The organism is Metasolibacillus sp. FSL K6-0083 (genome assembly GCF_038630865.1).
Classification (GTDB): domain Bacteria; phylum Bacillota; class Bacilli; order Bacillales_A; family Planococcaceae; genus Metasolibacillus; species Metasolibacillus fluoroglycofenilyticus.
The window spans coordinates 1,461,835-1,475,082 of record NZ_CP152046.1 but is presented as its reverse complement, the minus strand read 5'-3'; the positions used below and the strand labels follow the sequence as shown (position 1 = coordinate 1,475,082).

The 13,248-nt window shown below is 39.7% G+C and carries 13 protein-coding genes; 11 read left to right on the top strand and 2 right to left on the bottom strand.

Going from position 1 to position 13,248, the window contains the following annotated elements:
- Window positions 1-16 precede the first annotated feature (16 nt).
- The 9 genes from def (at window position 17) to MHB51_RS07020 (ending at window position 9,198) form a co-directional block, all read left to right on the top strand.
- Window positions 17-511: a peptide deformylase gene (gene def, locus MHB51_RS07060; protein WP_066169884.1), complete on the top strand. Its 495-nt coding sequence runs from the start codon at window positions 17-19 to the stop codon at window positions 509-511.
- 1 nt (window position 512) lies between these two features.
- Window positions 513-1,454, top strand: a complete 942-nt coding sequence (gene fmt / locus MHB51_RS07055; protein WP_066169887.1) for a methionyl-tRNA formyltransferase — start codon at window positions 513-515, stop codon at window positions 1,452-1,454.
- Window positions 1,451-2,809 (top strand): 16S rRNA (cytosine(967)-C(5))-methyltransferase RsmB, encoded by a 1,359-nt coding sequence (gene rsmB / locus MHB51_RS07050; protein ID WP_342559277.1) that lies wholly within the window; start codon window positions 1,451-1,453, stop codon window positions 2,807-2,809. Before fmt ends, rsmB begins: the two co-directional genes overlap by 4 nt.
- A 5-nt stretch (window positions 2,810-2,814) precedes the next feature.
- Window positions 2,815-3,954, top strand: a complete 1,140-nt coding sequence (gene rlmN, locus MHB51_RS07045; protein ID WP_066169897.1) for a 23S rRNA (adenine(2503)-C(2))-methyltransferase RlmN — start codon at window positions 2,815-2,817, stop codon at window positions 3,952-3,954.
- A gap of 9 nt (window positions 3,955-3,963) precedes the next feature.
- The gene (locus MHB51_RS07040) at window positions 3,964-4,713 is read left to right on the top strand and encodes a Stp1/IreP family PP2C-type Ser/Thr phosphatase (protein ID WP_066170309.1); all 750 of its coding nucleotides are present in this window, start codon (window positions 3,964-3,966) and stop codon (window positions 4,711-4,713) included.
- Between the two features lie 3 nt (window positions 4,714-4,716).
- The gene (pknB, locus tag MHB51_RS07035) at window positions 4,717-6,678 is read left to right on the top strand and encodes a Stk1 family PASTA domain-containing Ser/Thr kinase (RefSeq protein ID WP_342559276.1); all 1,962 of its coding nucleotides are present in this window, start codon (window positions 4,717-4,719) and stop codon (window positions 6,676-6,678) included.
- Window positions 6,679-7,001: 323 nt separating this feature from the next.
- Window positions 7,002-7,883, top strand: coding sequence for a ribosome small subunit-dependent GTPase A (gene rsgA, locus MHB51_RS07030; protein WP_342559275.1), 882 nt, complete (start codon window positions 7,002-7,004; stop codon window positions 7,881-7,883).
- A 2-nt stretch (window positions 7,884-7,885) separates the two neighbouring features.
- Window positions 7,886-8,554: a ribulose-phosphate 3-epimerase gene (gene rpe, locus MHB51_RS07025; RefSeq protein WP_342472877.1), complete on the top strand. Its 669-nt coding sequence runs from the start codon at window positions 7,886-7,888 to the stop codon at window positions 8,552-8,554.
- Window positions 8,551-9,198, top strand: a complete 648-nt coding sequence (locus tag MHB51_RS07020; protein ID WP_066169909.1) for a thiamine diphosphokinase — start codon at window positions 8,551-8,553, stop codon at window positions 9,196-9,198. The genes rpe and MHB51_RS07020 overlap by 4 nt, the downstream gene beginning before the upstream one ends.
- Window positions 9,199-9,412: 214 nt before the next feature.
- Here MHB51_RS07020 and rpmB read toward each other — a convergent pair whose 3' ends face one another.
- Window positions 9,413-9,601 carry a 50S ribosomal protein L28 gene (gene rpmB, locus MHB51_RS07015; protein ID WP_004227417.1) on the bottom strand — a complete coding sequence of 63 codons (189 nt, stop codon included), beginning with the start codon at window positions 9,599-9,601 and terminating at the stop codon, window positions 9,413-9,415.
- Between the two features lie 327 nt (window positions 9,602-9,928).
- On the opposite strand from rpmB, the gene MHB51_RS07010 reads away from it, so the two are divergent.
- Window positions 9,929-10,291, top strand: coding sequence for an Asp23/Gls24 family envelope stress response protein (locus MHB51_RS07010; RefSeq protein WP_066169912.1), 363 nt, complete (start codon window positions 9,929-9,931; stop codon window positions 10,289-10,291).
- Window positions 10,292-10,309: 18 nt separating this feature from the next.
- Window positions 10,310-11,953, top strand: a complete 1,644-nt coding sequence (locus tag MHB51_RS07005; RefSeq protein WP_342559274.1) for a DAK2 domain-containing protein — start codon at window positions 10,310-10,312, stop codon at window positions 11,951-11,953.
- 227 nt (window positions 11,954-12,180) lie between these two features.
- Here the strand turns inward: MHB51_RS07005 and MHB51_RS07000 are convergent, their stop codons facing one another.
- A complete protein-coding gene (locus MHB51_RS07000) occupies window positions 12,181-13,029 on the bottom strand; it encodes a helix-turn-helix transcriptional regulator (RefSeq protein WP_342559273.1) in 849 nt (282 codons plus the stop codon).
- Between the last annotated feature and the right edge of the window lie 219 nt (window positions 13,030-13,248).

The following is a 13,248-nucleotide window of genomic DNA, read 5'->3' as shown; positions in this document are numbered from 1 at the left end:
AAAGAAGGAACGAAATATGGCTATTAAAGAGGTAGTAAAAAGCCCCTCAGCAATTTTAACGACGCCTACGAAGGAAGTCGATGTGATTAATGAAGAAATCATCCAGCTATTAGATGATTTATATGACACAATGGTGGAATATGACGGTGTTGGTATTGCAGCACCGCAAATTAATGTTGGTTTACGTGTGGCAATCGTGGAATTAGGTGAAGACATTTTAGAAATGATTAACCCGATTGTTTTAGAAACGAAAGGGCAGGAGGAAGATGTGGAAGGTTGCCTAAGTTTTCCCGATTTATTCGCAATGGTCAACAGACCTACGTATGTGAAAATCGAAGCCGCTGACCGTGAAGGACGTATTTATGAACTGGAGGCAGAGGATTTTGAGGCGCGTGCTATTTTACATGAAATAGACCATTTAGATGGTATTTTATTTGATTCAAAAATAACGCGTGTGCTAACGGCGGAAGAAATAGAAGAAATGTATGCGGAAGAGGATGAGGAGGAATAATATGACATCGATTGTTTTTATGGGAACACCTGCCTTCTCCGTGCCGATATTACGCATGCTCCATGAGGAGGGCTATCATGTGCTAGCCGTTGTTACACAGCCAGATCGCCCAGTTGGTCGTAAAAAGGTATTAACACCACCACCAGTGAAAGAAGAGGCGCTGCGCCTAGGCTTGCCGGTTATTCAGCCTGAAAAGCTACGTGCCTCACAGGAGCTAGAGCAAATTTTAGCACTAGCACCAGACTTAGTTATCACTGCAGCATTTGGGCAAATTTTACCAAAAGCGCTGCTTGATGCACCGCGCCTTGGCTGTGTTAATGTGCATGCTTCATTGCTACCTGCATATAGGGGAGGAGCACCAATCCATCAAGCTATTATCGACGGACAAAAAGAAGCAGGTGTAACGATTATGTATATGGCTGAAAAGCTGGATGCAGGCGATATGATTAGCCAACAGGCAATTGCTATTGAGGAAACTGACCATACAGGAAGCATGTTTGACAAGCTAAGCATCGTTGGACGTGATTTATTAAAGCAAACATTACCTTCTCTTGTTGATGGTACAAATAATCGTATAGTACAAGATGAAACAAAGGTAACCTACGCGCATAATATTAACCGAGAGCAGGAGCGCATTGATTGGCAGCAAAATGCACGTACGATATACAATCAAGTGCGTGGTCTACACCCATGGCCAGTTGCCTACACAACCCTTGAAGAGAGCAATGTGAAAATTTGGTGGGCGCAAATTGGTACTCGGAAGCACCAAGCTGCACCGGGTGAGGTTGTGCATATCGCTAAGGATTATTTTGAAATTGCGACTGGTGAAGGCGGGTCAATTGCTGTTTATGATTTGCAACCGGCGGGGAAAAAACGTTTAAGTGCAGAGGAGTATTTGCGCGGCACAGGGGCAAAATTGCAGATTGGAGACCGTTTTGAATGACGAAGAAAAAGCAGCAAATTTGGAATGGTAATGTACGTGATGCAGCTTTAAGTATTTTATTAGCGGTCGATAAAAACCAAGCATACAGCAATCTATTATTACACCAAACAATTGAGAAATATAAAATAGAGGCGAAGGACCGTGCGTTATTAACTGAAATTACGTATGGTACACTACAGCATAAATTAACATTGGACTATTATTTAGCCCCATTTGTGCGTGGTAAAGTGGAAGTATGGGTACAATGGTTACTACGCCTATCGCTATTCCAAATGCATTATTTAACACGTATTCCGCCACATGCCGTAGTGAATGAGGCTGTGGAAATTGCTAAAAGACGTGGGCATAAAGGTATTGCTTCAATGGTCAATGGCGTGCTACGCTCGATTATACGTCAAGGCGTGCGTTCAACGCAGGAAATAGCGGACGAGGTAGAGCGTCTTGCGATTGCAACAAGCCATCCGCAGTGGCTAGTAGAGCGTTATATTGCAGCATATGGTATAGAACGAACAACAGCTATGCTTACGCATAATAATTTACCCGCAAAGCAGACAGTGCGTGTCAACACAATAAAGGCAACACCTGAAAAAGCGATTGCTGCTTTAGAGCAAGAAGGGCTGACTGTTTTGCAAAGCGCATTTTTACCTGAATGTTTAACAATTACAGGTGGGCAAGCGGCGCGTACAACTGCTTTTAAACAAGGGCTTATTACGATTCAAGATGAAAGCTCTATGTTACCAGCAAATGTGCTAAATCCACAGCCAGGTATGCGCGTTTTAGATATGTGTGCAGCACCTGGTGGCAAAACGACGCATTTAGCGGAAAAAATGCATAATGAAGGGGCGATTCTTGCCTTAGATTTGCATCCGCATAAGCTTGAATTAATTGATGAAAATACAGCACGCTTAAGTATTGATATTGTGCAAACGGCACCGTTAGATGGGCGCAAAGCGGCAAATACTTTACAAAAGGGTAGCTTCGATGCAATTTTAGTCGATGCACCATGCTCTGGGCTAGGGGTTATGCGTCGTAAACCAGATATTAAATATACGAAGAAAATAGAAGATTTTGCTAATTTACAAGCAATTCAACTTGCGATTTTAGCAAATGCTGTAGAGTTGTTGAAGCTAGAAGGTCGCTTAGTTTATAGTACATGTACAATTAATCAAGAAGAAAATGAAGGAACGGTACAAGCCTTTTTAAAAGAGCATCCGAATATGGAGGCTATTGTATTGGAAAATTTACCGCAGCAGCTTGTTCACGAGCAGCGGGAAGGAATGCTTCAGGTATTCCCACAACATATGGATAGTGACGGCTTTTTCGTCGCTGCCTTCGTAAAAAAGGAGACAAAATAAATTTTATGGACCAAAACAAATTCGATGAGCGCATTTTAGACTTAGTCGAGGAAGCAGAAGAAAAACCCACACGCCGTGAGAAAAAAGAAAAGCCACAATTAAAGGAATCGATTTATTCATTGCGTCCTGAACAGTTGCAAGAGTGGTTGGTTAATAATGGAGAAAAAGCATTTCGCGCAGGGCAAATTTATGATTGGTTATATCATAAGCGTGTAAAAACATTTGAGGAAATGTCGAATTTGTCAAAGATATTGCGTGAGAAATTAGACGCACAGTTTGCCTTGACGACTTTGGAAACAATTATTCAACAGGAATCAAAAGATGGAACAATCAAATTTTTATTCCAGCTACAAGATGGCTATTCAATTGAAACGGTATTAATGCGCCATGATTATGGTAATTCCGTTTGTGTAACGACACAAGTGGGCTGTCGCATCGGCTGTACGTTTTGTGCTTCTACTTTAGGCGGTTTAAAGCGCCATTTACTTGCGGGCGAAATTGTGGAGCAAGTGGTGAAAGTACAGCAGGCTTTGGATGAAGTAGACGAGCGTGTTAGTCATATCGTAATTATGGGGATTGGGGAACCATTTGATAATTACGAGGCGATGATGAACTTCTTAAAAGTAATTAATGATGAAAAAGGATTGAATATCGGTGCGCGCCATATTACTGTATCGACATCAGGTATTGTGCCGAAAATTTATGATTTTGCAAACGAGCAGCTACAAATTAATTTTGCACTTTCACTACATGCACCGAACCAAGAATTACGTCAAAAGCTCATGCCAATTGCGCGTGCCTATAAGCTGGAACAATTAATGGAGTCAATTCGTTATTATACGAAGAAAACAGGGCGTCGTGTCAGCTTCGAGTATGGTTTATTCGGTGGAGAAAATGATTCTATTGAGCATGCAGAGGAGTTAGCGAAGTTAATTAAAGGGATAAAATGTCATGTCAACTTAATCCCTGTTAACTATGTTCCTGAGCGCAATTATGTAAGAACACCACGCAATCAAATTTTTGATTTTGAAAAAACATTAAAGAAGCACGGAATTAACGTGACAATTCGTCGCGAACATGGCTCGGATATTGATGCAGCCTGCGGACAGCTGCGTGCAAAGGAGCGAGCACAAGAAACAAAGTAGGTGGAAAATGTGAACTTTACAGTTGAAAGTGATGTTGGCTTAAAGCGTTCGGAAAATGAGGATCGAGTAGCTTTTTGTGAACGTCTAGATCAGTATAAGCTAGCGGTTTTAGCTGACGGTATGGGCGGACATAATGCAGGTGATGTAGCTAGTGAAATGGCAATTACCGCATTACAGCGTGTATTTTTACAGGTGGAAGCTGCTGAATTAGCGACAGAAGAGGCGAGGCAGCAATGGTTAAATAACGTAATATCACAAATAAACGAAGACATTTATCATTATTCATTATCACATGAAGGCTGTAAAGGGATGGGGACAACACTTATCGCCGTTGTGATTGATGGTGCTCACTGCACAATTGCTCATATCGGTGATAGTCGCGTCTACCATTTTACGACGGAGGATGGCGAGCTCATTACACGTGACCATTCCTATGTCAATGTATTAGTAGATAATGGTGAGATTAGCGAGGAAGAAGCACAGCACCATCCGCAAAAAAACTTTATTTTAAGAGCTTTAGGTACAGAGCTAACAATTCAAGCTGATTTTTATAGCATGGAGCTGCAGCAGGATTCCTATTTACTTATTTGCTCAGATGGTTTAAGTGATAAGCTTAGCCTACATGAAATGGCAGCATTAATTACGTTGCCGCTCGTCTTACAGGAAAAGGGGAAAAAGCTTGTACAGCTTGCAAATGAGCTAGGCGGCGAGGATAATATTTCACTTATTTTGTTGACGCTAGAGGATAGGGAGGTGTAAGGGATGATTATCGGCAAAAGAATTAGTGATCGTTATAAAATTATAGAACTAATTGGCGGTGGTGGGATGTCCAATGTTTATTTGGCCCACGATATGATTTTAAACCGCGATGTAGCGATTAAAATTTTGCGTTATGATTTTACAAATGAAGAAGAATTACATCGCCGATTTCAGCGTGAAGCACTTTCGGCAACAAGCCTTACACACTCCAATATTGTTAGCATTTATGATGTTGGCGAAGATGGCGATATGCATTATATTGTCATGGAATATATTAAGGGCAAAACGCTAAAGCAATACATACAGGAGTTTTCGCCTTTATCGCCTGCACGAAGCGTTCATATTATGAAGCAGCTTACATCAGCGATTGCACATGCACATGAAAATGGCATTATTCATCGCGATATTAAGCCGCAAAATATTTTGATGGATTTAGATGGAAATGTAAAAATTACAGATTTCGGAATTGCGACAACCTTAAGTGCAACGAGCTACACGCAGACGAATTCAGTGATTGGAACGGTACATTATTTATCCCCAGAACAGGCGCGTGGCGGTATAGCAACAGAAAAATCCGATATTTATGCACTCGGTATTGTATTTTACGAGCTATTAACAGGGGAATTACCGTTTTCAGGTGAATCAGCGGTAGCTATTGCCTTGAAGCATTTGCAGGCGGAAACACCTTCTGTTCGTGCATTTGATGGTTCGATTCCACAAAGCGTGGAAAATATTGTGTTAAAGGCTACGGCAAAGGATTCAAATCATCGCTATGCGAATGCTGAGGAAATGGAGCAGGATTTAGAAACATGTCTATCAGCAGAGCGCATTCATGAACCTAAATTTATTTTACCTTTTGATAATGATGCAACGAAAATTTTACCGATTATTAAAGATGAAAAAATGCCGGTGCATGATATTGCAGAAACGAAGCAGATGAAGACCGTGAAAAAATCACCTCCTTTAGAGCAGCAATCGCCGCCAAAAAAGAGGAAGAAGTGGCCGCTAATTGCAGCTAGCATTGCCCTGTTAGCTATAATAGCAGTTGCTGCAATTTATTTCATGAAGCCGAAAAAAGTTGAAATTCCGAAAGAGATAATTGGTATGACAGTTGAGGAAGCAACGCAAGAGCTTGAAAATTTAGGCTTCGTCGTTGGTGAAATCGAAGAGCGAAATCATGAGGAAATCGAAAAAGATACAATTATTGAAACAAATCCAAGAACGGGTACTTTGAAAGTAAAAGGTACGGAAATAAAGCTAATCGTTAGCCAAGGAGCAGAAACTTCCAAAATGGCCAACTACGTAGATCAAAAGCTTTCGCAAGTAACTACATTGCTTGAAAATTTTAAGGATTACAAATTGGAATATGAAAATAGTGATGTCGAGGCAGGGACGATTATTCGTCAGGAGCCACAAGCTGGCGAGGAAATTATTGTAGGAGAAACAACGGTTACACTTGTTATTAGCGAAGGGAAAAAAATGATTAGCATAGACAATCTTGCTACCTTCTCACGTGCGGCACTTGAAGAATATACAAAGCGCCATAATATACAATGGCGTGTCGTTAGAGAGGAAACGTCTGAAACGATTCCGGCTGGTAGTGTAATCTCCCATACCCCGAAAGAGGGAGAGGAGATAGTGGAAGGTGGAACACTAGAGGTCGTTCTATCAAAAGGACCACCTGCTAAAAAGGAAAAATTCTTTACGGAATCCATAAATATCCCATATGAGCCGACATTCAATGAAGAGGGCGAGGAGGAGCGAACGGAGCAAATCGTCCATATTTATATTCAAGACAAAAATAATTCGATGTCCGAGCTGTACGACACATTAACGATTACGGAGTCGACGAGCTATCGGATTGAGCTAACGATTGAGGAAGGAAGCTCTGCTGCTTACCGCATAGATCGTGATTCATTCAAAATTGCCGAAAGAACGATACCATACGATAGTTTACCAAACTAATCTAGCTTTTAGATTAAATGGTATTGTCTTATCTTCAGCGCAAGGAGCCGACTTTTCAGATGGTAGCTACTTGAAGCTGAAAAAGGTATGCTTCTTCTACTCTCACAAGAGAATATTGACTGAAAATGAATTTTTATCCCGCATTGATGTGCAGTAAGACGCCCATTTCAAGGCTTAAGTGAAAATCGTCTTAAGGATAAGTTGAAGATGAACTGCCCGTAAAAGCCCGATTGGTTCAACTCACAATCAGTGGGGTGAGGAAAACCCTCACTGATTGAAGTTTCAGTTTATAGGCTATTACTACGGAATAAAGGAGGTATTTGATGGCGCAAGGCCAAATTCGTAAAGCATTAAGTGGCTATTACTATGTTTATCAAGATGAAGAGTTAATTCAATGTCGTGGGCGCGGCGTGTTTCGCAATCGCGGCGAATCTCCGCTCGTCGGAGATATTGTTGATTATACAAAGGAGGGTGAATCAGACGGCTATATTATGAAAATTCACCCTCGAAAAAATGAGCTTGTGCGACCGCCAATTGCTAATATCGACCAAGCAATCTTAGTTTTTTCTGTCAAGGAGCCTGATTTTAATACATTATTATTAGACCGTTTCTTAGTTGTGTTAGAATCATTTTCCGTTCAGCCTGTTATTTGCTTAACGAAAACAGATTTGCTAGCAGGAGATGAAGCGGAGCAGCTTCAACTATTAATTGCTGACTATGAAGCGATTGGCTATACTGTTTTAACGACGTATCAAAATGACGGTTCGCTCATGGAAAGATTGTATCCGTTGTTAGAAGAAAAAGTAAGCGTTTTAGCAGGACAATCCGGTGTTGGCAAGTCGACGTTATTAAATACATTGCTGCCTGAATTACAACTAAAAACGAACGAAATTTCACAAAGCTTAGGGCGGGGGAAGCATACAACACGTCATGTCGAATTAATTGAAGTTGGGAATGGCTTGCTTGCGGATACCCCTGGATTTAGCTCCTTTGATTTTGACATGATTGACAAAGAGGAATTAACAGCATGCTTCCCTGAATTTTTACGATTAAGTGAGCAGTGTAAATTCCGTGGCTGCTTACATATGAAAGAGCCAAAATGTGCAATTAAGAAAGCACTTGAAACAGGAGAAATTCGCCCATATCGCTATGAGCACTATGAACAATTTTTACAAGAAATTATGGAACGAAAGCCGAGGTATTAAAGATGATTAAAATTGCACCATCTATTTTAGCTGCGAATTTCGCGAAATTAGGACAAGAGGTAAAGGAAGTGGAGGCTGCTGGCGCAGAGCTTATTCATATTGATGTAATGGATGGCCACTTTGTTCCGAATATTTCATTTGGCTCTATCGTACTTGATGCGATTCGCCCTTTGACATCATTACCGCTCGATGTTCATTTAATGATTGAAAACCCAGACCAATATATCGAACAGTTTGCGAAAGCGGGCGCAGATTATATTACGGTCCATGTAGAAGCGTGTCGCCATTTGCATCGCACAATTCAGCTAATCCGTTCATATGGTGTGAAGCCCGGGGTTGTATTAAACCCACATACGCCAATCGAATCAATTCAACACGTTTTAGAGGATATTGATATGGTATTGTTTATGACAGTTAATCCAGGCTTTGGCGGACAAAAGTTTATTTCATCTGTTGTACCTAAAATTGCAGCGCTATCAAAAATTATTAAGGAGCGCGGCTTAACAATCGATATCGAAATCGACGGTGGTATAACAGCAGAAACAATCGTTCCGTGTGCTGAGGCTGGTGCCAATATTTTTGTAGCAGGCTCTGCTATTTATAATCAAGAGGACCGCGCAGCTGCATTACAACAAATTAAAGCAGCCGGTGAAGCGGCATACGTGCGATGATTGCCGTAATTTGCTCAGGTGGACCAAGCGAGGAGCTTTGTTCATTTGAGCCTTTTATGGATGAAGAGGACACTATTTTTATTGGTGCTGACCGCGGAGCTTATCGTTTATTAGAACGAGGGATTCAGCCAGCCGTAATTGTCGGAGATTTAGACTCTATCACAGTAAGCGAGCGTCAAAAACTGACACAGGCAGGCGTGCCAATTGAAATATACGCTGCCGAAAAGGATGAAACAGATACGGATTTAGCCTTGCTAAAAGCTATTACCTATAAGCCAGAAAAAATCGTACTAACAGGTGTCACAGGGGGGCGTCTAGATCATTACGAGGCGGTGCTAAGGACGGTGTGTAGGCTTCAGCAGACATACCCGCATATTGTTTTTGAGATTCATAATCTTCATAATCAGCTACGCTTTTTGGTGCCAGGCACACACACAATTCAAGACAATTTAGATTATCCTTATTTATCTTTTTTTGCCTATGGCGAAGCTGTGCAAAATGTAACATTGCGCGGTGTGAAATATGAAACAACGAATGAAGAAATTAGCTTATGGTCATCGCGCTTTACAAGCAATGAGATTATAGGCGAGGCGCATATTACCTTTACCTCTGGCATATGTTTAATGATAAGAAGTGCCGATTAAGGGGGAGCGAGTGTGAAGGTATATACATTTCAGTTACCGAAGTTTATTAGCTCAATGACACGTGCGTGTATAAAGTTATTTAAGAGAGAGAAGAAAAATTAAAGGGCTATAGGGAAAGCAGGTGCAAGTCTGTCTTTCCCTATAGCCCTTTTGCATTTTTGTATGTATAACAAAAAACATCGACCACTTTTGTAGTCGATGTTTTTTATCGCGATTACACGCGCTCAATTTTACCTGATTTTAATGCACGAGCAGAAACCCATACGCGCTTTGGCTTACCGTCAACTAAGATACGAACCTTTTGAAGGTTAGCACCCCAAGTACGTTTGTTAGCGTTCATTGCGTGTGAACGGTTGTTGCCTGTACGAGCTTTACGGCCAGTAATAACACATTGTTTTGGCATGTAAATTCCCTCCCTACAGTTGAATCTGAAAGCAATTTATTTCAGTTCGATATTTCACATACCATATTAATTTAACATAGACTCTATGCGAGTGCAACAATTTTTCAACAACCTTTCAAGAAAAAAACCTTTACACCTGAAAATTTGTTTGTAGATAAGTTTACATTTGTATTCATAGCTGGTAAAATGCCGATTTTCTAACTATTAGATTTACTTTTTGAAGCACTTTATATAAAGCACACTAGACGAATCACTGCGTTTTCTTTTATAATTATTGTTTATGTAGTACAATAAAGAGTAGTCTAAAAGTGCTTAGGGGGCGTATTTATGTCAATAGAAATCCACAATGAATTCGGACAAATCGATATTGCGAACGATGTGATTGCACAAATCGCAGGTGGAGCAGCGGTAGAATGCTATGGAATCGTTGGGATGGCAAGCAAGCATCAAATTCGAGATGGATTAACAGATATTTTACGTAAAGAGAACTTTACAAAAGGTGTGATAGTTCGTCAAGAAGGCGAAGATTTACATATTGATATGTATATTATCGTAAGCTACGGTACAAAAATTTCTGAAATTGCTTACCAAGTTCAGTCAACAGTCAAATATACAGTAAATAAAACATTGGGTATGAGCGTGAAGTCGGTTAATATTTTCGTGCAAGGCGTTCGCGTGATGAATGTGTAAGAGGAGGAAATCAATCTAATGAAGTCTTTAGGCGGAATAAAATTCGCAGAAATGGTACAATTGGGTGCGCATCATTTATACCAAAATGCGGCTTATGTAGATTCGTTAAATGTATTCCCAGTGCCAGATGGCGATACAGGAACGAACATGAATTTATCTATGTCATCAGGTGCGAAGGAAACAGAAGCACAAGCGCAGGCGCATATCGGAAAAACAGCGCAAGGGTTAGCAAAAGGTTTATTAATGGGAGCACGCGGTAACTCAGGTGTTATTTTATCGCAATTATTCCGCGGCTTTAGCAAAGCAATTGAAAATGAGCAGGAAATTGATGCAATCAATTTTGCTGATGCTTTCCAAGCGGGTGTAGATACAGCGTATAAGGCCGTAATGAAGCCTGTTGAGGGGACGATTTTAACGGTAGCTCGTGAAGCGGCAGCAAAAGCTGTTGAAGTAGCGCAGGATGAAGATGATATCATTATTGTAATGGAAGCGCTTGTAGCAGAAGCGAAGGCTTCTCTTGCACGTACGCCGGAGCTGCTTCCTGTATTGAAGGAAGTAGGTGTTGTGGATAGCGGTGGACAAGGCTTGCTATTCGTTTACGAAGGTTTCCTTGCATCTCTCAAAGGCGAGCCACTACCACAAAAAAATGAATCTTCTTTAGATGACTTAATTAATGCGGAGCATCATCGTGTGCAGGACTTTATGAATACAGAAGATATCGAATTCGGCTATTGTACGGAAATTATGGTGCGCTTTGAAGGGGATAAAGAGCCATTTAATGAGGAGCAATTCCGTCAAGAGCTAAATCCAATGGGAGACTCCTTGCTTGTCATTTCTGATGACGAAATTGCGAAGGTGCATATTCACTCAGAAACCCCGGGTGCGGTTCTCGCGGCAGGTCAAAAATATGGTAGCTTAATTAAAATTAAAGTTGATAATATGCGGGAGCAACATTCTGCAATTGTAGGTGAGGCGCCGGTTGCGACAGCGCCAAAAGCCCAGCAGCATCCTTACGCTGTTGTAACGATTGCAATGGGGGAAGGTGTAGCTAATTTACTGCGTTCAATCGGCGCTTCCTATGTTATTGAAGGCGGGCAAACAATGAATCCTTCGACAGAGGATATCGTTAAAGCAGTGAAGGAAATCGGTGCAGAGCGTGTTGTCATTTTACCTAATAACAAAAACATCATTATGGCTGCTGAGCAAGCGGTAGAGCTGTTAGATATTGAAGCGGCAGTCGTACCAACAAAAACAATTCCACAGGGAATGGCGGCTATTTTAGCGTTCAATCCAGAGGTATCCGTGGAGGAAAATCAAGCAAGCATGGTAGATAGCTTTGCACATGTTAAAACAGGTCAAGTCACATTTGCGGTGCGCGACACATCAATTGACGGTGTAGAAATTCGCAAAGACGATTTTATGGCATTGGCGGAAGGCAAAATTGTTTTATCGACACCAACACTAATGGAAGCGGCACAAACTGTTGTCACATCACTTGTTGACGAAGATGCAGAAATTGTCACAGTTATTTACGGTGAAGATGCAACAGCAGATGAAGCCGCACAGCTAGCTGCATTTATCGAAGAAAATTATCCTGATGCAGAAGTAGAAGTTGTTGAAGGAAAGCAAGCGTTATATCCGTTTATTTTATCAGTGGAATAAAATTGAATTGAAAATTATGTAGGAAAACTCCCCTCCCCAAAATATGGGTGTAGGGAGTTTTTTGTTAAGAAAGTTAAAAACAATTCATTCTAAAGAGATTTATTTACCTATTTGCTTATCTTTACTGAAGAGATTAGCCTTATTTATAGCTTTTAAAACAGATATACAATAATGGAGTGTATGACAACTCTAAGTTACAGTAAATCTTTTTGCTCCTTTTATCATAATCATTTGTAGCGTAGCACTTCATTACTCATAAGCTGTGCGAGAGACTTTTGTTCAAGTACATTCAATATATTTTGGCCTTTTTCAATCCATTCATCACCACCTTTATTTAATTTTGATAAACAAATCCCCTTTCTAATATAAAATACAGATAGATGTATATACATTTGTTCTTCTTGACAGAGCACAATCGCTTTTTCTGCTTCTTCAAGTGCTATATTAAATTGGTTATCTTTCATTAACAGTAACATTGAATTTATTGATAGATTTATTTTCAAACGATGAATGTTCTGAAACGTTTTATACTTATTAATATTTCGTTCAGCAAATTTTCTAATATCAAGTGCTGTTTCTAATGGGAAGAAAAATAAAATAGAACTTAAAATAAATAAGTCTATGAAATATAATGTGTTACGTTTTTGTAGTTGGGTCCATATTGGTGCCACTTTTCGGGCTGCTTTTTTAAAATCATGAGTTTCAGATAATATAATTAAACTTTCTAATATAATCAATATATTCCCTAGTAAGATGTCATCGTTCTTATCTAAAAATATTTTATAGTCTTTGTGTATTTTTTTTAAACTTAATTTATCATTGTAAGTTAGATTAATAAATTGTTGTAACAAATCATCTTTTTTTCTGTAATGATAATCATGCGTTATAAAAAAAAATTCTTCAAAAGTTACATCTAGCTGATTAAGTATAAACTCCATATTTCTTAAACTGATATCAGATAAACCATTCTCGAATTTTGAAAATCCCCCTTGAGTTAAATGGTTTTTAATAACATATTTTTGAGTATATCCCTTTCCGTTACGAATATCTTTTACAACTAATCCGTAGTTCTTCATATAAAATTATCACCTCATAAAATATTATAATAGGAATATTTTAATATAAAATATTACAATATTGCTATTATACTGTTAGTTTTATAGTTTTAGGAGGTGGTGGGAATGCTAGATGTATTGATATCAATTTTAGAAGTGTGGTTTATTGGGACGGGAGGTCAATAAGATATTCAAATCATATCTTTAAAAGCAAATTAGTATATAAAAAATAGTCTATCA